The organism is Pseudomonas sp. FDAARGOS_380 (assembly GCF_002591235.1).
Lineage (GTDB): Bacteria > Pseudomonadota > Gammaproteobacteria > Pseudomonadales > Pseudomonadaceae > Aquipseudomonas > Aquipseudomonas salmasensis.
Window position 1 is genome coordinate 2,785,793 of the sequence record NZ_CP023969.1, and the last position, 22,691, is coordinate 2,808,483.

Annotated in this window: 16 protein-coding genes; 6 read left to right on the forward strand and 10 right to left on the reverse strand. The window is 59.9% G+C overall.

Translation table 11 applies throughout. The features are described from left to right. Positions 1-192: 192 nt before the first annotated feature. Complete coding sequence (locus CRN80_RS13210) at positions 193-4,044, reverse strand: bifunctional diguanylate cyclase/phosphodiesterase (RefSeq protein WP_098950312.1); 3,852 nt, start codon at positions 4,042-4,044, stop codon at positions 193-195. 285 nt (positions 4,045-4,329) lie between these two features. Between CRN80_RS13210 and ettA the strand changes: the two genes are divergently transcribed. After that, the gene (gene ettA, locus CRN80_RS13215; RefSeq protein ID WP_014720011.1) at positions 4,330-5,994 is read left to right on the forward strand and encodes an energy-dependent translational throttle protein EttA; all 1,665 of its coding nucleotides are present in this window, start codon (positions 4,330-4,332) and stop codon (positions 5,992-5,994) included. Between the two features lie 66 nt (positions 5,995-6,060). Here ettA and CRN80_RS13220 read toward each other — a convergent pair whose 3' ends face one another. Next, the gene (locus CRN80_RS13220) at positions 6,061-6,990 is read right to left on the reverse strand and encodes a LysR family transcriptional regulator (protein ID WP_098950313.1); all 930 of its coding nucleotides are present in this window, start codon (positions 6,988-6,990) and stop codon (positions 6,061-6,063) included. 95 nt (positions 6,991-7,085) lie between these two features. Between CRN80_RS13220 and CRN80_RS13225 the strand changes: the two genes are divergently transcribed. Continuing rightward, the gene (locus tag CRN80_RS13225; protein WP_098950314.1) at positions 7,086-8,279 is read left to right on the forward strand and encodes an MFS transporter; all 1,194 of its coding nucleotides are present in this window, start codon (positions 7,086-7,088) and stop codon (positions 8,277-8,279) included. Positions 8,280-8,582: 303 nt separating this feature from the next. Then, positions 8,583-9,920: an NADP-specific glutamate dehydrogenase gene (gene gdhA / locus CRN80_RS13230; RefSeq protein ID WP_032895242.1), complete on the forward strand. Its 1,338-nt coding sequence runs from the start codon at positions 8,583-8,585 to the stop codon at positions 9,918-9,920. Here gdhA and CRN80_RS13235 read toward each other — a convergent pair. The 6 genes from CRN80_RS13235 to CRN80_RS13260 form a co-directional block, all read right to left on the reverse strand. Further along, positions 9,917-10,414, reverse strand: a complete 498-nt coding sequence (locus tag CRN80_RS13235; RefSeq protein ID WP_098950315.1) for a GreA/GreB family elongation factor — start codon at positions 10,412-10,414, stop codon at positions 9,917-9,919. The genes gdhA and CRN80_RS13235 overlap by 4 nt on opposite strands. A gap of 95 nt (positions 10,415-10,509) precedes the next feature. Continuing rightward, positions 10,510-10,866, reverse strand: a complete 357-nt coding sequence (locus CRN80_RS13240; RefSeq protein ID WP_098950316.1) for a hypothetical protein — start codon at positions 10,864-10,866, stop codon at positions 10,510-10,512. Positions 10,867-11,064: 198 nt separating this feature from the next. Beyond that, a complete protein-coding gene (locus CRN80_RS13245) occupies positions 11,065-12,150 on the reverse strand; it encodes a type I restriction endonuclease (protein WP_057711063.1) in 1,086 nt (361 codons plus the stop codon). Between the two features lie 210 nt (positions 12,151-12,360). Beyond that, the gene (locus CRN80_RS13250) at positions 12,361-12,660 is read right to left on the reverse strand and encodes a chorismate mutase (protein ID WP_044268754.1); all 300 of its coding nucleotides are present in this window, start codon (positions 12,658-12,660) and stop codon (positions 12,361-12,363) included. Positions 12,661-12,835: 175 nt separating this feature from the next. Beyond that, positions 12,836-14,689 carry a DUF4105 domain-containing protein gene (locus CRN80_RS13255; RefSeq protein WP_094774586.1) on the reverse strand — a complete coding sequence of 618 codons (1,854 nt, stop codon included), beginning with the start codon at positions 14,687-14,689 and terminating at the stop codon, positions 12,836-12,838. A 90-nt stretch (positions 14,690-14,779) separates the two neighbouring features. After that, positions 14,780-15,268, reverse strand: a complete 489-nt coding sequence (locus tag CRN80_RS13260) for a DUF3015 domain-containing protein (RefSeq protein WP_010206666.1) — start codon at positions 15,266-15,268, stop codon at positions 14,780-14,782. Between the two features lie 263 nt (positions 15,269-15,531). On the opposite strand from CRN80_RS13260, the gene CRN80_RS13265 reads away from it, so the two are divergent. Beyond that, positions 15,532-17,970 (forward strand): Lon protease family protein, encoded by a 2,439-nt coding sequence (locus CRN80_RS13265; protein ID WP_003194272.1) that lies wholly within the window; start codon positions 15,532-15,534, stop codon positions 17,968-17,970. A 400-nt stretch (positions 17,971-18,370) separates the two neighbouring features. Then, positions 18,371-18,688 carry a hypothetical protein gene (locus CRN80_RS13270; RefSeq protein ID WP_003194269.1) on the forward strand — a complete coding sequence of 106 codons (318 nt, stop codon included), beginning with the start codon at positions 18,371-18,373 and terminating at the stop codon, positions 18,686-18,688. A 59-nt stretch (positions 18,689-18,747) separates the two neighbouring features. On the opposite strand, the gene CRN80_RS13275 is transcribed toward CRN80_RS13270, so the two are convergent. Beyond that, positions 18,748-20,571 carry a hypothetical protein gene (locus CRN80_RS13275; RefSeq protein ID WP_098950317.1) on the reverse strand — a complete coding sequence of 608 codons (1,824 nt, stop codon included), beginning with the start codon at positions 20,569-20,571 and terminating at the stop codon, positions 18,748-18,750. 162 nt (positions 20,572-20,733) lie between these two features. Here CRN80_RS13275 and CRN80_RS13280 point away from each other — a divergent pair, with 162 nt between their 5' ends. Then, complete coding sequence (locus tag CRN80_RS13280) at positions 20,734-21,222, forward strand: TIGR00645 family protein (protein ID WP_098950318.1); 489 nt, start codon at positions 20,734-20,736, stop codon at positions 21,220-21,222. Positions 21,223-21,237: 15 nt separating this feature from the next. On the opposite strand, the gene CRN80_RS13285 is transcribed toward CRN80_RS13280, so the two are convergent. Beyond that, positions 21,238-22,671 (reverse strand): glycosyltransferase family 39 protein, encoded by a 1,434-nt coding sequence (locus CRN80_RS13285; RefSeq protein WP_098950319.1) that lies wholly within the window; start codon positions 22,669-22,671, stop codon positions 21,238-21,240. Between the last annotated feature and the right edge of the window lie 20 nt (positions 22,672-22,691).

The window sequence follows — 22,691 nt, forward strand, 5'->3', positions numbered from 1 at the left end:
TCATGTCGCGGACAAGTGGGGTTCATCTGGGGGGGGCGGTGTCGGTACTGGCCCCATCGCCTTCTTCTGTAGGAGCGAGCTTGCTCGCGAAAAACGTCAACGATAACGCGTGCATCCTGAATGAACGCGGCGCCTGTGAGTTTTTCGCGAGCAAGCTCGCTCCTACAAAAAAACCTAAGCCCCCCACAGCTTTCAGTCAAACATGAAGAGGGCATCATTACTGAACTGCACCTCAAACCGATTCGCCGGCATCGGCCGCCCGAACAGGTAGCCCTGCACCTCATCACAGCCATGCTCACGCAGGAAGTCCAACTGCTCATGGGTTTCCACGCCTTCGGCAATCACCGCCAGGTTCAGGCTGTGGGCCATGGCAATGATCGCCCGGGCAATCTGCGCGTCCTGCTCACCCGAGGGCAGGCCGTCGACGAAGGTGCGGTCGATCTTCAGCACATCGATGGGGAATTGCTTGAGGTAGTTGAGCGATGAATAGCCGGTGCCAAAGTCATCTACCGCGATGCTCAGGCCCAGGTTCTTCAGGCTGGCGAGGATCTGCAGGGCTTCGTTGACTTCGCGCATCAGGATGCTTTCGGTCAGCTCCAGCTCCAGGCACGCCGGCGGCAGGCCAGTGTCCTTGAGGATGGTGGCGATGCGCGTGCCCAGTTGGCCGTCGGAGAACTGCCGTGCCGAAATATTCACTGAAACTTTAGGCACGCGCACTTTGTTCTGGTGCCAGGCCTTGAGCTGGCGGCAGGCTTCGCTGATCACCCAGTCGCCCACATCCACCACCAGCCCGAGCTCTTCCAGCACCGGGATAAAGTCCCCAGGCGGCACCAGCCCGCGACGCGGGTGGCGCCAGCGCAGCAGGGCTTCGGCGCCGGTCAGGCGTTTGCCGTCGCCGCTGAATTGCGGCTGGTAATACAGCACGAATTCGTTCTGGTCCAAGGCGTGGCGCAGGTCGCTTTCCAGTTCCAGGCGCTCCAGGGCGCTGGCGTTCATGTCGGCCTGGTAGAACTGGAAGTTGTTCTTGCCGCGTTCTTTAGCGTGATACATCGCCGTGTCGGCGTTTTTCATCAGTTGGCTCAGCTCGTTGCCGTCTTGCGGGCTCAGGGCGATGCCGATACTGGCGGTCACGAAGAACTCGCGGCCTTCCAGCACAAAGGGTTTGACCAGGCTGGCGAGGATCTGCTCGGCCACATGGATCGCACGGTTCAGCGCCATTTCGCGGCTGACCCGTGGTTGCAAAAGCAGGGTGAATTCGTCGCCGCCCATGCGCGCCACGGTGTCGTCTTCGGCCACACAGCCGAGCAGGCGCGTGGCCATTTCCTTGAGCATGCGGTCGCCGGCCGCGTGGCCGAGGGAGTCGTTGATCGGTTTGAAGCGGTCGAGGTCGAGGAACATCAGCACCACCCACGACTTCTGCCGTTCGGCGGACTGCAACGCGGTGTGCAGGCGGTCCTGGAACAGCGTGCGGTTGGGCAAGTGGGTCAGGGCGTCGTAGTAGGCCAGGCGGTGGATGCGCTGCTCACTGGCCTTGCGCTCGCTGATATCGCTGAAGAAACACACGTAGCTGGCCAGGTCGCCTTCGTCGTCGAACACCGCAGTAATGCCGACCCAGGCCGGGTAATGCTCGCCATTGAGACGCTTGAGCCACACCTCGCCTTCCCAGGTGCTGTGCTGGTGCAATTGCTTGAGCACATAACGCAGGTGGGCTTCCTGCTGCTCATCGACGGTGAGCATATTGGGCAACTGGTCGAGCACATCGCTCACCGCATAGCCGCTGACCCGGCTGAACGCCTCGTTGGCCTGCACGATGTAACCGGCCGGGTCGGTGATCAGGATCGCCGAGGTGGAGTGTTCGAATACCGTGGCCGCCATGCGCAGGTCTTTTTCGGCGCGGCGTTGCTGGCTGATATCGCGGCCCACGCCGAGGATGCCTTCAAACGCGCCATGTTCATCCCACACCAGCACCAGGCGCAGCTCTATCGGCACCTTGCGCCCGTCGGCGCGCAGGCAGTCGAACAGAAACAGTTGGGTCTGCACTTCATCGCGCAAGGTGTTCAAGGCCTCGGCGTTGCCGAGGGCGCGGCTGACCTGCTCCATCAGGCTGTAAATGCCGGTCAACTGCTGCGGGTTGGCAACGATTGATTGCCAGCCGTTCTTGAACACCCAGTCCACGTCATAGCCCAGCACGGTGTTGACCGAGGGGCTGATGTAGTTGAGGGCCAGTTGGCTGTCGGTGGAGCAGATCACGTCGCTGATGCTTTCGGCCAGCATCCGGTAGCGCTGTTCACTGTCGCGCAGCGATTCACTGGCCTCGATCTGGTCGGTGATGTCTTTGGCCACGCCGATGATCCGAGTGACCACCGTAGACGTATCCCGGGCCAGGGCCTGCTCGCGGATATCGAAGCGGCGCCACTGGTTATTGCGGTGGCGAAAGCGCAGTTGGCAGTGCAGTTGGGTGGTGTAAGCGGCTTGGCGTTGCTGCTGGCGCAAGTCGTGGTAATGCTCGGCGTCTTCGGGGTGCAGCAGGATTTCCCAGAAGTACTCGCCCATTTGCTGCAGCTCGGCCTTGTTGTAGCCCAAGGTGTGGCCCAGATGATGGTTGCTGAAAATCATGCGCTGGCTGATCACGTCCTGCACATACAGGTGATCGGGCACGGTGCGCACCACATCCGACCAGAAGCTTTCACGCTCCACCAGCGACAACTCGATCAGCTTGCGGCTGGTGATGTCACTGATGCTGAGGATCACGGCCTTGACGTCATCCTGCTGCTCCGGCAAACGCATCACCAGCCACAGGTACTGTTCGTTGCCGACCACGTCGTTGAGCTGGATTTCCAGCTCCAGCTGTTTTTGCCGGGTCAGTACGGCTTCCAGCACCTGATAGCCGATGGACGTGGCATTGCGTGGGCAATCATCGATCAGACGCTCCCAGGCCTGCTCGCAGGACGCCACGTTCAGCAGGCGCACGGCCATCTGGTTGACCTCGGTGACGCGCAACTCCTTGAGCAGTTGCTTGCGCTGCGTGGGGTTGGCCTGCAACCAAGCGTGCAACTGCTCGCGGCTTTGCACCTGGGTTTTGTCGCAAAACGCCTTGAGCCCCGACAGGTCCAGCACGCACAAGGCCACGCCGGTGCCTTCGAAGATGTCCTGATAGCGTCGCCGGCCTTCATTCACCTGGCGTTGGCGGCGGCGCATGTTGAGCAGCACGATCACCGGGATCAGCGAAAACGCCAGGCCGAGCAGGCACTTGCCGATAAAGGCCGGCAGCAGCTGTTCCAGCACCGCACCGCGGTCAAACATGCCGCGCAGTTGCCAATCGCTTTTGCTCAACGGCGTGACCAGCACGCTGCGGTTCAATTCTTCCGGCGTCAGGGCGCCGGACCACTGCGCCGGCATCCCGCTGTCACGGCTGACCACACGGTGGTTCAGGTTGTTCTCGATCGCCCACATCGGGCGCTGGCCCTGGACATCCTGGCGCGTGAGGTTGGCCAGATAATTGGGCGCCAGGCGCAAGGCCCAGTACACCTTGGAGCCACCGCTGGGTTGGTGCAGCAACAGATAGATGACCGTGCCGTCGTTGTCGTTGCTCAGGTAGTAGGACTGGGCGTGACTGCGCTTGACCAGGTCTTCGAGCAGGGCACTGTCTCGGCTGCCTTGGGCAGTGTCGCTGATCAGGGCGCCGCTGGGGGCGAGCAGGGCGAAGCTGCGCAAGTCTGGCAAGGAGCGCTGCAGGGAGCGCATCAAGGCCTGTTGCTGTTCGGCAGTGCGCGGTGGTTCGAGGATGGGCAGCAGGTTCAGGGCGATCTGCGCGCTCAGGGCCATGTTCTGGCTGATCTGCTCGGCCAGGTCGGCGCTGTAGTCGATGGTGTATTGCTGTTGGTTTTTCTGGTTTTGCTGCAGTTGGTCAAGCAACTGCCAGAACAATAAGGCGAGCAACAGCAGGACAAGCGTCGCCAACGCGCCTTTCAAGGTGCCGTGCAGGGGCGCTCCCGGCGCAATATGAGCGGCGCGCAAGGGCGTGGGCGGCGTGACGTTGGACAAACTGTGATCCTGCGGTTTGGCTGGACTGGCGCGCGACGTGCACTATAAGCCGGACGCCCGAAGGGCGGCTAGCATGCCTTGAGTTGTGGCAAAGTGCCAGTCCTGCCTGGCTGGACTGCCCCAGCGCATTCAGGTAGCTTTGCCGGTTACGCGGGGGCGTTCCAGCCCCAGACATTCAGGCTTTTTTTGCTCGCTGGCATTGATGATAGTCAAAGGCCCGCGCGGCGCATGGCCTGGCACGGGCTTCGTCCGCTTAATTCATCAGTCACTGACGCTAGGTTCACCATGGCTCAATACGTCTTCACCATGCATCGGCTGGGAAAAGTTGTTCCGCCGAAGCGGGAAATCCTGAAAAACATTTCGCTGTCCTTCTTCCCAGGCGCCAAGATCGGCGTGCTCGGCCTCAACGGTTCGGGTAAGTCCACCCTGCTTAAAATCATGGCAGGCGTCGACACCGAGTTCGAAGGCGAAGCGCGCCCGATGCCGGACCTGAACATCGGTTACCTGCCGCAAGAACCGATTCTGGACCCGACCAAGACCGTGCGTGAAGTGGTCGAAGAAGCCGTCAGCGTGATCAAGGACGCCCAGGCCCGCCTCGATGAGGTGTACGCCGCCTACGCCGAACCGGATGCCGACTTCGACAAGCTGGCCGCCGAACAGGCCAAGCTTGAAGCGATCCTGCAAGCGGGCGATGGCCACAACCTGGAGCGCCAACTGGAAGTCGCCGCCGATGCGCTGCGCCTGCCAGCCTGGGACGCCAAGGTTGAGCACCTGTCCGGTGGTGAGAAGCGTCGTGTGGCCCTGTGCCGCCTGCTGCTGTCGGCCCCTGACATGCTGCTGCTCGACGAACCGACCAACCACCTGGACGCCGATTCCGTCGCCTGGCTGGAGCATTTCCTCCACGACTTCCCAGGCACCGTGGTTGCGATCACGCACGACCGTTACTTCCTGGACAACGTCGCCGGCTGGATCCTCGAACTCGACCGCGGCGCCGGTATCCCTTACGAGGGCAACTACTCCGGTTGGCTGGAAGCCAAGTCCGACCGTCTGGCCGCCGAATCCAAGCAGCAATCGGCCCACGAAAAAGCCATGAAGGAAGAACTGGAGTGGGTGCGCAAAGGCGCCAAGGCCCGTCAGTCCAAATCCAAGGCTCGTCTGCAACGCTTTGAAGAAATGCAGTCGCAGGAATTCCAGAAGCGCAGCGAGACCAACGAGATCTACATCCCGGCTGGCCCGCGCCTGGGTGACAAGGTCATCGAGTTCAAGAACGTCACCAAAGGCTATGGCGACCGCGTGCTGATCGACAACCTGTCGTTCGCCATGCCAAAAGGCGCGATCGTCGGCGTTATCGGTGGTAACGGTGCGGGTAAATCCACACTGTTCCGCATGCTGATGGGCAAGGAAACCCCGGACTCGGGCAGCATCGAGATCGGTGACACCGTGCAACTGGCCTGTGTGGACCAGAGCCGCGACGACCTGGACGGCAGCAAGACCGTGTTCCAGCAGATCTCCGACGGTTCCGACCAGATCCGCATCGGCAACTATGAAATCCCGTCGCGCACCTACGTCGGTCGTTTCAACTTCAAGGGCGGCGACCAGCAGAAGTTCGTCAAGGACCTGTCCGGTGGTGAGCGTGGTCGCTTGCACCTGGCCCTGACCCTGAAAGAGGGCGGCAACGTCCTGCTGCTCGACGAACCGTCCAACGACCTCGACGTTGAAACCCTGCGTTCCCTGGAAGAAGCGCTGCTGGACTTCCCGGGCGCCGCCATTGTGATCTCTCACGATCGGTGGTTCCTTGACCGCGTCGCGACCCACATCCTGGCGTACGAAGATGACTCCCAAGCGGTGTTCTTCGAAGGCAACTACACCGAGTACGAAGCCGACCGTAAGAAGCGCTTGGGTGAGGCCGCTGCCCAGCCGCACCGTGTGCGTCACAAAAAACTGGCCTGATGCTGCAATAGCCGCAGCAGCCTGTTGAAAAAATACCCCTCACGCAGGGGTATTTTTTTGCCTGCGTTATGCCGGGAGCGTTGTAGACGCCAGGGCAGGGCGGCTGCGCAGCAATTCTTCGACCACTCCCATAAAGGCCTCGACCAACAATGAGCGTGACGGTGAGCGCGTGAGTATCAGCAGGTGTACCCAGGCTTCGGGGTCTGCCAAGGGGCGGTAGACCACGCCTTCCCTGGCCAGGGTGCGGGTGCACTGGGGCACCAGCGAAACACCTTGGCCTGCCGCCACCAGGGCGATGATCGAGGTGATCTGGCGCCCCGCTGGGCCCGGGCGCAGCGCCAGGCCGCGGCGTTGATACAGGTGCTCGATGGAGCCGTTGAGGCCCGAACCGTAATCGCTGGGAAACAGAATCAACGGGTACTCACTGAGCTGGGCGAGGGTGACTTCGTCCTGATCCGCCAGCGGGTTGTCGCTGCAAAGCGCCGCCACCAGCGGTTCTTGCCCCAACGACAAAGCCTCGACGCCGGTTTGCCCGGCCTCCGGCAGCAGGCGGCTCATGCCGACGTCGATGCGCCCGTCCAGCACGTGTGTGTGCAGGCTGCCGGAAGCGCTCTCCACCAGGGTCAGTTGCACATCGGGAAAACGCTGGGCGAAGGCTTGCAGGGTTTGGCTGAAGAGTTCCGACAACGCGATCGAGCTGGCATAGCCTACGACCAGTTGGCCGGTCGAGCCGGCGGCCAGTTTGGCGGCGATGTCTTGTGCAAGCCTGGCGTGCTCCAGCGCCGCGCGGGCATAGGGCAAAAAGTGCTGGCCTTGGGCGGTCAGTGTGACCGTGCGGCTGGTGCGGTCAAACAGGCGAAAGCCAAGCTCGGTTTCCAGGGCCGTAATCTGCCGCGTCAGGGGCGGCTGGGCAAGGTGCAGGCGCTGGGCTGCGCGGCCGAAGTGCAGCTCTTCGGCGACCGTCAGGAAGTAACGTAACTTGCGTAGATCAAGCATTCTGTTTCCTGGGTATTGATCGGTCCGAATTCGGTATTGGTATTCCCTGCGCTGGGTATTCTATAAACATCCTCGACTATAAGACGAGAGATCACATGAACCCGCGCTTGCCTCACGCCCGCTTCGCCGTGTTCCTGTGTGGCTGTGCGGCGTTTCTGAATCTTTATGCGACACAGAGCATCCTGCCTGCGTTTGCCGAAAGCTTCCAGGTGAGCGCCCGGCAGGCAGGGTGGAGCATCACGGTGACCACGCTGGCCGTGGCGCTGACTGCGCCGTTTGTCGGGCGCCTGACCCGACGTTTCGAGCAACGCACGGTGATTGCCGTGGCCGCGTTGCTGCTGGCGCTGCCGACGCTGCTGACGGCCTATGTGAACAGCTTTGCCGAGCTGCTGGTGTGGCGTTTTGTCGAAGGGATGTTGATCCCCGTGGTGTTCGCCACCAGCGTGGCCTATATCGGCGATCGCTGGCGTGCGGCCAGCGTTACCGAGATCACCAGTTTGTACGTCGCGGGTACGGTGCTCGGTGGGTTTGCCGGGCGCTTTGTCTCGGGTGTCATGACCCAATATGTGGGCTGGCGCGAAGCCTTCGAACTGTTGGCGGTGATCAGCCTGCTGGTCGGCCTGCTGATTGTGTGGCTGTTGCCGGCCAACCCGGTGGCGCGGCCCGGCGTTGCGGCCGTGGGCATGCGCGGGGTGCGCCGGCTTCTGCGCAAACCCTTGCTGGCGGCTTATGGCGTCGGTTTTTGTGTGCTGTTCTCACAAGTCGCAACCTTTACCTATGCCGGGCTGTATCTCAGCCAGGCCCCGTTCAACCTGGGCGCTGCGGCCTTGGGCACTTTGTATGCGGTGTTCCTGCTGGCGCTGGTGGTCATTCCTGTTGCGGGTCGCTTGAGCAAATCTCGCCCACAATCGCAGTTACTGACCGGCGCTGTGGCGCTCGGCATCTGTGGCTCGGCGCTGACATTGTTGCCGTCCCTGTGGCTGATCGTGCTGGGGCTGGCCCTGAGCTCGACCGGCGTATTCCTGGCACAGGCATCCGCCAATGCGTATATCGCCACCACGGCAGGCCCGGACAAATCCGGCGCCGTGGGGCTGTACCTGACCGGCTATTACCTGGGCGGCAGCGCCGGCGCCGTGGTCCCGGCCATGCTCTGGAATCAATGGGGCTGGCCGGGCTGCGTGGCGTTGGTCGCAGGTTTTCAGCTGTTGTCGCTGGCGATTGCCCTGCTGGGCTGGAAGCCGGCAACGCCCCAGGCCCTGATCGCCGGACAGCGCGGCAAATCGGCCTGATTTTTCATCCAATAAAGGACTATGCATCTGTAACTGCACCACCGCTATCGCAGGCAAGCCAGCTCCCACATTTGATCGAGTACACCGGTCATGTGGGAGCTGGCTTGCCTGCGATAGCGGCCTCCCTGTTGGTGCAAAACCCAGAGTGAAATCCCCATTTAAGGGCAAAAAAAGGCAGTTATTTATACTTATTGCACCATTTAATTTCACAAAGGCGACATTTTGCCCTGTCGCGGTGCGAAACGAATTGATAAAGTCCGGCTCAATCTCTGTTTAACAACAATCAATTTGCCGAGACTTTTCATGACCGAATCCGTCGACTCCTTCCTTGCCCGCCTCAAGAAACGCGACCCGGACCAGCCGGAATTCCACCAGGCTGTAGAAGAAGTCCTGCGCAGCCTGTGGCCCTTTCTTGAAGCCAACCCGCACTATCTGACCTCGGGCATCCTGGAGCGCATCTGCGAGCCGGAGCGCGCGATCACGTTCCGGGTGTCGTGGGTGGATGATCACGGCAAGGTCCAGGTCAATCGCGGTTTCCGTATCCAGATGAACAGCGCCATTGGGCCCTACAAAGGCGGCTTGCGCTTTCACCCTTCGGTCAACCTGGGCGTGCTGAAATTCCTCGCCTTCGAACAGACCTTCAAAAACTCCCTGACCTCGCTGCCCATGGGCGGCGGCAAAGGCGGCTCGGATTTCGACCCCAAGGGCAAGAGCGACGCCGAAGTGATGCGTTTCTGCCAGGCGTTCATGAGCGAGCTGTACCGCCACATCGGTGCGGACGTGGACGTACCGGCCGGCGATATCGGCGTGGGCGCGCGGGAAATCGGCTTTCTGTTCGGCCAGTACAAACGCCTGAGCAATCAATTCACCTCGGTGCTGACCGGCAAGGGCATGACTTACGGCGGCAGCTTGATCCGCCCGGAAGCCACCGGTTTTGGCTGTGTGTATTTCGCCGAGGAAATGCTCAAGCGCCAAGGCCAGCGCGTCGAAGGCAAACGGGTGGCGGTGTCCGGCTCCGGCAACGTGGCGCAGTACGCGGCGCGCAAGGTCATGGACCTGGGCGGCAAGGTCATTTCCCTGTCGGACTCCGAAGGCACCCTGTACGCCGAAAGCGGTTTGACCGAAGAACAATGGTCCGCCCTGTTGGAGCTGAAAAACGTACAGCGCGGGCGTATCAGTGAACTGGCCACACGTTTCGGCCTGGAGTTCCGCAAAGGCCAGACGCCTTGGGAACTGGCCTGCGATATCGCGCTGCCCTGCGCCACCCAGAACGAACTCGACGCCGACGCTGCGCGCACCCTGCTGCGCAACGGCTGCCTCTGCGTGGCCGAAGGCGCCAATATGCCGACCACCTTGGAGGCTGTGGATATCTTTATCGACGCGGGCATCCTGTTTGCGCCGGGCAAAGCGTCCAACGCCGGTGGTGTGGCGGTGAGCGGCCTGGAAATGTCGCAGAACGCCATGCGCCTGCTGTGGACCGCAGGCGAAGTGGACAGCAAGCTGCACAACATCATGCAGTCGATCCACCATGCCTGCGTGCATTACGGGGAAGAAAACGGCCGCATCAACTACGTCAAGGGCGCCAACATCGCAGGCTTCGTGAAAGTGGCTGACGCGATGCTGGCCCAAGGCATCGTCTAAGCCTCAGGCTCGATGCGCAGCACTTCGATCAACTGATCGCCGACGGGGCGCTGCCACAGCACCTCGTCGCCCACCTGGGCGCCCAACAAGGCACGGCCCAGGGGCGAGCCCCAGTTGATCAAGCCTGCGTTGGCATCGGCCTGGTCTTCGCCGACTAACTGGATGCGCTGCTGTTCGTCCTGCTCGTTGGCGAACGTGACCCAACTGCCGATCTGTACCTTGTCGGTGGACGTGGCCGGCGCGACTACCTGGGCGCTTTGCACCCGCTGGTTGAAGTAGCGTAAATCCCGCTCAAGGTCAGCCTGGCGCTGTTTATCAGCCTGCTCGCCCTTGGCAGCTTCGTCGCTGTGCTGCCCCTGTAACTGCGCCACCTTGGCTTGCAACTGCGCCAACCCTTGCGCCGTCAGGCGGTTGGGCTGCTCGCTGACCTGGCGCTCCACCGGCTGATCGGCCTGGGCCGCCGCGTTGTCTTCATTTACAAAAGCTCGGCTCATGGCGTTCTCCTTCCTATGGAAGTTGGGCCACGTTCGCGGGCTGATCGTTCCCACGCTGCGCGTGGGAATGCATCCTGTGACGCTCCGCGTCACGATCAGCGCGAGCGATAGGCTTTGGCGGCGTCACGATCTTTTTCCTGCTGCCAATCGCGTTCGCGGTCGTCCCAGCGGTTTTCCTCGTAATCGCGCAGTTCCTGGCTCTCGCGCATGGCCTTGCACTGACGAAACCCATCTTCCCAACCTTCGGCGTATGGCCGGTCTTTCAGATAGCGCGGCACATTCTTGCGAAACTCCCCGGTAATCACCCCAGCGGCCTGGCGACCGCTGCTGCAACCGTCGTCAAAACCGTCGGCGAAGGCGGGTGGGTACCCCTTGGCCAGCAATTCTTGATGGGTTGACTGGCAACCCGACAACCCCACCACCGCGCACAGCATGACCGCATACCGCCACATGGCGTACTCCCTGGCCGTTTTACGGCTGATAAGGAGAGTCTAGAAGGGGATTTGTTGGGGCGGTGTGAAGAAAAGGTGAGAAGGGTGTTTGGTTCACTCGCCGTTCGAAGTCGACGCTGTACCTATGGAGATGGAGCAATCTGTCTCGCCATAGGTACAGGGTGTGGGGTTGCGCTAATACCAGCCTGCTTTCAGGTGTCAGTCGTAATAACCCACTGTCTTTTTCAGTTGATCGGCGTATTCGTAAATCTCATCGATGGACGAAATCGCATGCCGCGTTTCATTTTTTTCCTCGTCGAATATCCCGAGGTATTTCTGGCTGCGATTGAAGTGAAGACGGCAAATCGGCTTACGGTTGTTATCGTCTAGCAGAACTCCAAAATAGCTCTGCGTATCCCTTTGTACGATTCGTTTTGCATCGACCACTGAGCGTACAACGGCCCGGACAATGTGATAACCCTCCAGCTCTTCCAGCGTCGTCAGGATTTTATCTTCTGTTTCATCTCGGTCTTGTGCGTCTGCCTTCGCGCTGTTTGTCACGGGTATTGATGCTAGCGAGGGTTGAATAACGCCACTCATTGCGGACTTCAGACGATCGTTGATTTGATCATTCAGAAACTGGGCTAACGCTTTACGGGTCAGTTCGTAAAATTGCTCGCGAACCTTTTGTGTGATTACGCCCTCGTAGACACGGGAGGCGAAAAACTTCACAAAATCATCTTCTGGTTTGCTGACTTGGGTACCGATGAGCTTTTTCAATTGGCTGACGTATTTTAATTCCCCAGCAGCATTGATGATTGAGTCGACATCGAAAGCTGATTTGGTGAGCTTGATCAGTTCAGGTACTGAGTATTCATCGATATCCAGTAAGTCCAGTTCCAAAAACGGTTTTTCGTCCATTTTATTGGGGGCGTCCAAGTCGGTAAAGAACCTGTAGACCTGACCGTTGGTGAGGATAGATATTCTTGCGCTTGTGACGTGAAAATATCGAAAGAGCTGCGAGGCGTGATTAATACTCAGGGACTCGCCGATCTTTTTGCATTCGATGAGTATTTGCACCTCACCGTCCTTCATGATCGCATAATCGATCTTCTCGCCTTTCTTCGTTCCAACATCACATACAAATTCAGGCATTACTTCCAGTGGATCGAACACGTCGTAGCCCAGCACCGTGTTGATAAAAGGCATTACGAAGGCATTTTTTGTAGCCTCTTCTGTTTGAATGGCCGGGCCTTGCAATCGAACCTTTGCTGCCAGACTGGTGAGCTTTTCAAAAAAATCCATAGTGAGCCTCTTACCTTTCGGATCCGTGTTTAGGTTGATGGCAGTTTGATATCCAACCAAGACTAGACGCAAACCTTCATAAAGCTAGGTCATTAGGAATAAGTTTTCACAGGTAAAAGGCTCAAAAAACGGTTAAAGTTTTCTACTTGTTTTTCAAAGAGTTAATGAGGGGCTTAGAACTTCCATGCAGGCAAAGAAATTTGATTGATTTCAGCCTGCTGTTCCGAGCGCGGCATGCTCAGCCAATTCCTGTTGAATAAATGCAGCAATCATCGCGCGATAGACCTGCTCAGTGACCTCAGGGTTGGCGCCCACTACCTCGGATAATGCCCGCACCTTGGCGATTACTTGTTCAACCCGTTGTGGGGCCTTCACGTCATCGGTGTCTTTTTTGAAGCGTGCAGCTTGGGAAACGAAGTGGCCGCGTTCGGCCAGCAATGTGACGATATGTTGGTCGAGGCGGTCGATGTTTTCACGCACTTCTTCAAGGGTGGTGCAGGCAACAGTCATGTCGATGGAACTCCTGATTTTGGCGAGGTGCGATGCGGTAGGGCTGACTATACACGGGCCAAATGTGGGAGCGGGCTTGCTCGCGAATGCGCAGTGTCAGTCATTGATTATTTGCCTGACGCACCGCATTCGCGAGCAAGCCCGCTCCCACATTTTGAACGTTGTAAGGCTTGAGTCAGTAGTGGTACCACTTCAGCTCAAGCATCACTTCATTTACCGGCGTGGACAGGTGGCTGAACTCACGCTGGGCACTTAAGCGCAGGCCCAGGTTGCGTGACAGTTCCCATTGCTGGTTGAGGCTGATGCTGCGCCGCACTTCGCCGTTGGTGAAGAAGTCGCCCTTGGCTTCCAGGCTCAGGTTGCCCAACGGGTTTTTCCACAGCACGCCGGTGTTGAACCCGGCGGCCGGGGAGATGGCTTCGCTGAAGTCGTTGTTGTGCTCCACGCGCACGGTGCCGAGGGCGAAGCCGAGCATGTCGTCGGAGAGTTGCCAGGTGCCACCGGCGCCGCCGTTGACGTGGGCCACCAGGGTTTCGTCGTCGTGTTTGCCCGGCACGCGTTCCAGGCCGCCGGTGACTTGCCACGACCAAGGCTGCAGCAGCGCATTGCGTGGCGTCAGCGAGCGGATGGTGGCCAGGTCCAGTTGCTGAAGCTGCCAGTGATTGCCCTCGTACTGGCGCAATTTCATTTGCAAAATTTCGATCTGCGCGCCCAGGGGGAAGCCTTCGGCGTTGTCGTTGAGGTCGTGGTAGGCCATGCGCAGGCCGTATTCGCCGAAGGCTTTGTCGCCGCGGGTGCCGATGCCGGCTTGCCAGGTGCGCGACTCGTGGCCGTTTTCCGGCAGGCCGGGCGGGGTGATCTTCAGGTCGGGCGCCGGGTTCTGGTTGATTGCGCGCAGCAGTTCGAAGCTGCGTTGGGAGCGTGTCGCATCGCGTTCCAAACCGTTGGCGCGGTAGCGGCCCAGGCGGTAAGCGGCGTCCACGATCAGTGCCTGGCGCTCGCGGGGCAGGGCTTTGAATGCAGGCTCCTGCAGTTGCTTTTGGTCATCGCTGATGTTCAGCACCCACTGTTGCTCATCGCTATCGAGTGGCTTGGCGCGTTCCAGCAGTTCACGTTCACGGGATGGGCGATAGTCGATCTTCTCTACCAGCCCTGCGTCTTTTACCGCTTTGACCGTGTCGGTAGGGATCGCGGTGAGCGGGAACTGTTCGGTCAGGCGCAGGCCGGGGCGGGCGACTTGCAGCAGCTCGAGCAGGCGGTAGGAGCAGTTTTCGTCGAAGAAGAAGTAGTCGAACTGGATCTGCTTGAGCTCCCACACGTGCTCGACCATACGCTTGGTCTCGACCTCGGTGAGGTTCAGGCGGTATTCCCACAAATCGCGGTTTTCGAGGCTACGGTATTCCGAGAGTTTTTCCTGGTAAGGCACCAGGGCGAACAGGCCGGGGTAACCGCCCATCAGGCCCTTCCAGGCGTAGAGGATGCTGTTGTCGGAGCCTTCGATATAGGCACCGAAGTTGATCGCATAGCTGAGCAGGGCGGTGTTGTTGCTTTGCACGTCGGCCTGGTCGATGCGCAGCAGGGTGTGGCCGAACATCGACGACGGGCTGTTGAGGTAGGCCGCCGGGAAGATCATCACTGCGCTATGGGGCGCGACGTCCTTGAACCACTGGGTGAACTCTTTGCATTCCAGCGCGGGCAGGTCGTTGAGTTGCAACTGCGCCTTGAGCCAGCGGGTACGTGCGGGGTAAACACATTGGGCGTGCTTTTCACCCAGGCTGGCCGGTGCATACAGCGCATCAACGGTGGCCTTGAGTTCCGCATCCGGATGGTGTGCGCCATCGGGAGCGAGGAAGAATTTCTTGTCGCTGACATAGCTGCGCCAGCCACTGACTTTGCCGGCTTCGTAGTGCCCCAGCGACAGCCAGAACGGATCATTGGCCAGTTGCTGCAAACGTTGATCATCAAGGTGCGGGGCCGCGTACAGCGGGGCGCAGGCGAAGAGTGCCAACCAGGCAAAGCGTTTGAGCATAGGGGCAACTTAAGTCAAAAAAGTGAGACCCAAGGGGGAGGCGGGTCCAAAAATAGTACCCGCGCCTCGAAAGGCGCGGGCAGGTCGAGCTTAAGCCTGGGTTGCGTATTTCGCCAGACGGGCATCGCTTTTCAGTACAGCAATGGTGTTGTTGTGCACGTCGTCAGCGGTCACGTCAGCCTTGCTGAAGATCTGCTGGAAGTGTTCATGGGTCACAGCCGCGAAGTGCTCGCGATCTTCAGGGGCAACACCCAGTACCACCGCGTAGGTGGTCAGCGCTTCGCCGTTGCCTTTGGCCATGTCTTCGGACAGCTCGTTCATCATGCCATTCATGGCAATCCAGGACTTGCCGCCGTAGGACAGGGCGCTGTTGGTGCTGCAACCGTTGGTGCCCGAGGTCATGCCGAAGGTGGCGTTACCCGAAGTACCGTTGGTGGTGGAGGCGAGGAAGTGGGCCGGAGTACCGCGCTGGCCTTCAAACAACATGTTGCCCCAACCGCAGTTCGGGCCACCTGGTGCTTCTGCCATTGCATTGAGGGAGACGACGGTGAAGAGAGTACCAAGAAGGATCCGTTTCATAGCTTTGTTCTCTTTGTGTGCAAACCAATGGACAAGGGTTCAGGTGCTCAACGCACCCTAGGGGCCAGTTATTAGTCCAACCCGCGCAGTTTGGAGTTTAGGCACGTTCCCAGGGTTCCGTGTTTTTTTATAAACATTCAGTGGCGGGCGATTTTTTTGTAGGACGCGTGCCGTGTCTATGCTTTCCCGAAAGCGCGCCTTGCCAGAGCGATCAACCGGGAGCCAGAATGCCCCATCTGCCCCGCCTGATGTAAGGAAGCCCGATGCCTGATCCTGTTGCTGCCAGCTTGCGTCTAGCGCCCGAAGCGCTGACTCGCCCTTTCTCCGCTGAACAGTTCAGCTTCTCGACCACCAATGATTTGGAGCCCTTTCGCGGTGTGCTTGGCCAGGAACGTGCGGTTGAAGCCTTGCAGTTCGGCGTGGCCATGCCACGCCCCGGTTATAACGTGTTTGTCATGGGCGAGCCGGGCACCGGCCGCTTTTCGTTCGTCAAACGCTACCTGAAAGCCGAAGGCAAGCGCCTGCAAACCCCGGCGGACTGGGTTTATGTGAATAATTTCGACGAGCCCCGCGAGCCCCGCGCCCTGGAATTGCCAGGTGGCGCCGCCGCGGCGTTTATTGCCGATATCAACGCCCTGGTCGATAACCTGGTCGCCACCTTCCCGGCGGTGTTCGAACACCCGACGTATCAACAGCGTAAAAGCGCCATCGACCGGGCGTTCAACCAGCGCTACGACAAGGCGCTGGACGTGATCGAACGCCTGGCCCTGGAAAAAGACGTGGCGCTGTACCGCGACAGCTCCAACATCGCCTTCACGCCGATGCTCGACGGCAAGGCGCTGGACGAAGCGGAGTTTTCGCAACTGCCGGAAGCCGATCGCGAGCGCTTCCACACCGATATCTCCGAGCTGGAAGAGCGCCTCAACGAAGAGCTGGCCAGCCTGCCGCAGTGGAAGCGCGAGTCCAACAACCAGCTGCGCCAGTTCAACGAAGAAACCATCACCCTGGCCCTACAACCTTTGCTGGCGCCGTTGTCGGAAAAATACGCAGAAAACGCCGGCGTCTGTGGCTACCTGCAAGCCATGCAGGTGTACCTGCTTAAAACCGTGGTGGAGCAATTGGTGGACGACGCCAAGACCGACGCCCAGGCGCGCAAGCTGCTCGAAGAGCAATACTGCCCGAGCCTGGTGGTAGGACACTCGGTCAACGGTGGCGCGCCGGTGGTGTTTGAACCGCACCCGACCTACGACAACCTGTTCGGCCGTATCGAATACAGCACCGACCAGGGCGCGCTCTACACCACCTATCGCCAGCTGCGTCCCGGCGCCTTGCACCGCGCCAACGGCGGTTTCCTGATCCTGGAAGCCGAAAAAATGCTCAGCGAGCCGTTTGTGTGGGATGCGCTCAAGCGCTCCCTGCAATCGCGCAAGCTGAAGATGGAATCGCCCCTGGGCGAACTCGGCCGCCTGGCCACGGTGACCCTCAACCCGCAGATGATTCCCTTGCAGGTCAAGGTGATCATCATCGGTTCGCGCCAGTTGTATTACGCCTTGCAGGACGCAGACCCGGACTTCCAGGAGATGTTCCGCGTACTGGTGGACTTCGACGAAGACATCCCGATGGTCGACGAGAGCCTGGAGCAGTTCGCCCAGTTGCTCAAAACCCGTACCTCGGAAGAAGGCATGGCGCCGCTCACCTCGGACGCGGTGGCGCGCTTGGCGACTTACAGCGCACGTCTGGCCGAACATCAGGGCCGTTTGTCGGCGCGTATTGGTGATTTGTTCCAGCTGGTGAGCGAGGCGGACTTCATTCGCCACCTGGCGGGCGATGAGATGACCGATGCCGGGCACATCGAGCGCGCCCTCAAGGCCAAGGCCACGCGCACCGGCCGCGTATCGGCGCGGATTCTCGACGACATGCTCGCCGGCGTCATCCTCATCGACACCGCCGGTGCGGCTGTGGGCAAGTGCAACGGGTTGACGGTGCTTGAGGTCGGCGACTCGGCATTCGGCGTGCCGGCGCGGATTTCCGCCACGGTGTACCCGGGCGGCAGCGGCATTGTCGACATCGAGCGCGAAGTTAACCTCGGCCAGCCGATTCACTCCAAGGGCGTGATGATCCTCACCGGTTACCTGGGCAGCCGCTATGCCCAGGAATTCCCGTTGGCGATTTCCGCGAGTATCGCCCTGGAGCAGTCCTACGGGTATGTGGACGGCGACAGTGCGTCCCTGGGCGAGGCGTGCACCTTGATTTCGGCCTTGTCGAAGACGCCGCTCAAGCAATGTTTTGCGATTACCGGCTCGATCAACCAGTTTGGTGAAGTGCAGGCGGTGGGTGGGGTCAACGAGAAGATCGAAGGCTTCTTCCGCCTCTGCGAAGCCCGCGGGTTGACCGGTGAGCAGGGGGCGATCATCCCTCAGGCTAACGTCGCCACGCTGATGCTCGACGAGAAGGTGTTGCAGGCCGTGCGTGCTGGGCAATTCCATATCTATGCGGTGCGCCAGGCGGATGAGGCGTTGAGCCTGCTGGTGGGCGAGGATGCCGGTGAGCCGGACGCCGAGGGGCAGTTCCCGGAAGGCACCGTGAATGCGCGGGTGGTGGAGCGCTTGCGGGCGATTGCCGAAATGATCAGCGAGGAGGATTTGAAGGAGGCGGAAAAAGAGCTGGCGCAGCAGGCGTTGGCAGAAGCCAAGCCGACCTGATTGCTGTTGGGAGCTGGCTTGCCTTAAGGCAAGTCAGTTAAGCGGTCATCGCCTTTTGTAGGAGCGAGCTTGCTCGCGAAAAACGTCAACGATAACGCGTGCTTGCTGAATGAACGCGGCGCCTGTGAGTTTTTCGCGAGCAAGCTCGCTCCTACAAAAAAGCTTTGACTGACTGGCACTAAGGCAAGCCAGCTCCCACAGTGGTCCGTGGTGTATTTGGGACGTTTAGCGTGCCACAAAATTGACTCTCGCCTGGGACCAACGCCCGTTGGTCTCTACAACCTTGGTTTGTCGCGTTTTTATTCTATTCTCAGAGTCAGGGATATCCACAGGAGTCGCAGGATAGAAACAGCCTCGCCGTGCGCTGGGGCTGAACACCGATCTACCGAGGGTCGCCGCCATGTCGCGCAACCTTTGCCTTACCCGCCAGTGCCTGGGCCTGGTCACCCGTATCGAATGCTCCATTCGCCCTCTGGCCGGGGATAACGGGATGTGGACGCTGCTATTTGCCGCCGGCATGTCGGGCGAACAGCCTTCCACTGTCAAATCCCAGGGCCCGTTCCATGGGCCTTTCGTGGCAGAACGTATGCTGGGCACCATCGTCGATAGCCTGACCTTGCACGGCTACGAGCAAATGGACGAGCCGCAGATCTGGTGCCTGCACCTGCAGGCCCATCTGCGCCAACTCAATGGCGGCCAGGAGCGGCTGGCCCTCTGAGGATCGTTCCCACGCTCCGCGTGGTAACGCCGCCCCGGACGCTCCGCGTCCACCCAGGGCTATTTGCTCTCAGGCCTGTCCAGCTTCACCTCAAAACCGTATTGCACGGTGCTGAGGTCGGTGCGCTGGTAACTTTCCAGCGTGGTCGGCTGGCCGTAGAAATAATGCACGTCAAACATCGCCGTGCCGTATTCCTCGGCGCGGTGGCTGACACCGAGGATCTCCTTGAGGTAATTGCCGCTGGCATCCTTGGCGTAGAAGCGCCAGCTGTCGGCGGGGAAGTCCTTTTGGTCGACGATCAGCGCGTTGTCCTTGAGCGACAAACCCTTGGGCAGCTTGGCGGCGTCAATCGTGGCTTTCTCGATGGTGGCCAAAAACAACGGTACCGAGCCCACCACATACGCCGGGGTTTCCGGGAACAGGTTGAGGTCGTACGTCAGCGTGCCGCTGGCGGCATTCAGCTCAAACGCTTCGGTCGGCAGCTCAATGGGTTCGCCACGTTCGCCCTTGTCGTCGGCGGTGAAGAAGGTGATAGGCGCGTCACTGTTATTGCGCTCGGCACCAACCAGGTCGTCATTGAAGGTGAACGGGTGGTCGAACACGATTTTTGCGGCACTGGCGTCTTCGGTCGATTGGCTGAGGGTGACGCTGTTTTTCAGTTGATCCTCGGTCATCGACGCATCTTTGAGCCAACTGGCGGCGCCGTCGTCATACACCGTGACCGGCATTGGTAGGGCCTGCACGGTCTTTTGCAGGCTGTTCCTGTCAAAGCGCATCACCGGCAGGTCCAGGTCTTTACGGGTGAGCGTGGCCTTGGAAAAATCCAGCACATTGACCTGCAGGTTATCGATCAACCCGTTGAAGTACACCTTGGCGTAATGACTGGTCTGCTGGCGTTCGAAGGCTTTTTGCGCGTCGGTGAGCTGTTTATCGAAGGCGTCGGACCACGCGGTCTGTTTTTGCATCTCGGCCAGTTGTTTCTCATAGAACGCCACCTGTGCGGCACTTTCGTTGATCGAACCTGAGCGGGTCAGAAACTGCCCGGTGCTGTCCCGCGCCTGTACCAGCAGCGGGTTGGGTGACGCATCGCCGACTTCGGCGGCCAGGGGCTGGCTGTTAGTCAGTTCGATCTCGGCGTAGTTCTTTTCCAGCGTCAGCAGGTTGAGGGTGATGTTGCCGTCGGTGCGTTTATGGCCCACGTCTTGTTGGGTCAGGTCGAACGTCAGCACCTTGCCCGGGGTGATCACCTCCACCGCGCCCTTGAGGCTGATGGGTTGTGGCTGGCTCTTGTTTTCCGTCTCGATGCCTTCGATAAACGGGTAGGTCACCGTCAGGTCGTCGGGGTTGGTTAGGTTGGAGCTGCTGGGGCTCAGTTGGATGCCGGGGTCGGTTTCTGACCATTCCGGCTGGAAGGGAATGACTTTATTGTTGCTCAGGGTGACCGACTGCCATTCCAGGCCATGGGGGAAGGGGAACTGGTCCGGGGCGTTGAAGTTGAACGGGAAGACCGGCTGCAAATCCGTGAGGTAGTCGGAATGCGAGGCTTTGCGCAGTACGAAAAGGCCGTTGATGTAGGTGTCCACCAGCGCTTGGGGCGTAGGGTAATGCTTGAGCAGGGCCAGGCTGTCTTCGCCATATTCGGCTTCGATGGGCTTGCTGGCGAGCTTGACGCGCGCACGTTCCAGCAACAGCAGCGAGCCGCCCAGGTCCGCAATGGCATCGCGCAGCTTGGGGTCCTGAATGCTGTCCAGAGACTGTTCGAACTTTGTGGTTTTCTCTTCGAGGGTCGCCTGCTTCTGCTCTTCTTTGGGGGAGCAGCCGCTGGCCATCAGCAACGCCGCGCACAGGCCGAGAGCGGCCAAAGGGGATCGCACATCCATCATCTGAGTCTTCCTGTCCGACATCATCGAGCCGAGTGAATGGTCTCGACACTAGCAGAAAAATTCTCTTACAGATGCCACTTGGGTCAGTTTTCTCGCGGTGACAGGGGCCAGGTGGCGGCTGGTATACTCGGCGCCATTTTTAGCCAAGCTGTGTGAGATTCAATGGAACGCTTTATCGAAAATACGATGTACGCCTCGCGTTGGCTGCTGGCACCGATCTACCTGGGCCTGTCCCTGGGCTTGTTGATCCTGGCGCTGAAATTCTTCCAGGAAATCATTCACGTGATTCCCAACATCTTCACCATGTTGGAAGCCGAAGTGATCCTGCTGCTGCTGTCGTTGATCGACATGGCCCTGGTCGGCGGCTTGCTGGTGATGGTGATGATTTCCGGCTACGAGAACTTCGTCTCGCAGCTGGATATCGACGAGAACAAGGAAAAGCTCAACTGGCTGGGCACCATGGACTCTTCGTCGCTGAAGATGAAAGTGGCGGCGTCCATCGTGGCGATTTCCTCCATCCACCTGCTGCGCATCTTCATGGACGCCAAGAACGTCGATCCAGAGCACCTGATGTGGTACGTGATCATCCACATGACGTTCGTGGTCTCGGCGTTTGCCATGGGCTACCTGGACAAGCTCACCAAGCATTAAGGCCACGCGCTGGCCTTACTGCTCCACGAAGTAGTAAGGCTGGCGGTTGACTGCCATCTGCTTGATCACCGTAACCGGCGCTTTCAGCCGGTCGGTGTGGTCCGTCAACGCCACGTTGCCGGGCTTGGCGCTGAGGAAGGCGCGCAGCTCGGCTTCGGTGTTCAGGATCGGCAAGTAGGCCTGCAGGTAGAACACGCTGGCGCCGTCGATGCGCTCGTTGGGTTGATACATCGCCACCGTCCTGCCTTCGTCTTGCAGGGTCTGGATCTGACTCATCACCGGTACGAATGAATGGCGTACGTCGGCTTTGGGCGCAAACCAGAAGGCCGCGCTCAGGTAGCAGGCGATGGCCAGGCTGAAAACCCCGCCAATAATGCGGCGATGATAACGGTACAGCCCCGGCTTATGGTCTTTGGCCCACTCCAGCAACACCCGCGCATATTCGGCGGCCAGTACCGCCGCGGCTGGCGTCAGCGCCATCAAATACACCGTGCGTTTGCTGGAAGCCAGGGTCAGCAGGGTGAACTGCGCCACCAGCCACACGCTGAAAAACAACCGGTAGCGGTTGCGCACCAGGCTTTTGCGGAAGTGCCACAGGCCCAGGTACACCAGGATGTTCCAGGGCAGGAAGGCCTCAGGCAGTTTGGCGAGGTAATAGTAGAAAGGCTCGTAATGCCCGGCTTCGACAAACGAACCACTGAAGCGCCCGACGCTATTGGTCCATAACACCTCACCCACCGCCTGCATCCCACCGCGCTGAAACAGAAACCCCAGCCAGATCAGCAGCGGCACCAACGCCAACAACGTTAACAGCGCCGGCTTGAGCCAATCGCCCAGCCGCAGGCGCTTATCCATCAGGCTGGTGCAAAGCAGGTACACAAAAATCACAATGCCCGGCATCGCCAGGCCCAACACGCCCTTGCTCAACGTAGCGATGACCATCCCGGCGGTAAACAACGCCCAGGCCCAGGTGCTCGAGCCTGCGCGCTCGGGCCGTACCGCCTGGTAAAACCCCAGCAGGGCGGCGGTGACACCGAGGCTGAGCAACGAATCCTCACCCACACCCCGCACATTGCCCCAATAACTGGCCATGGTCGCCAGGATCAGCGCGGCACTGAACGCCAGCGTCTGCGGCCGCCCGAACCGACGCAGCATCCCGTACAACAGCATCATACTGAACAGCCCGGCAAACGCCGACGCCAAGCGCACCGCCCCGGTGCTGGCGCCAAACAGGCGAATTGCCCCGGCATCCAGCCACAGGCTCAGGGGCGGTTTTTCCAGGAAGGGTTCACGAAACAGGCGCGGCACCACCCAGTCATTGTCCAGGTGCATCGCCATGGCGATCCCGGACACCCGAGCCTCGGTGGAGCCTTGCAGCTCGTGGTTGCCGAGGGCGAAGAAGAACAACAGAGCAGCAAGCAAGAGCAGCAGGGGAGCGGGGCGCGTCATGGAGTCTGGCTACCGAGGCA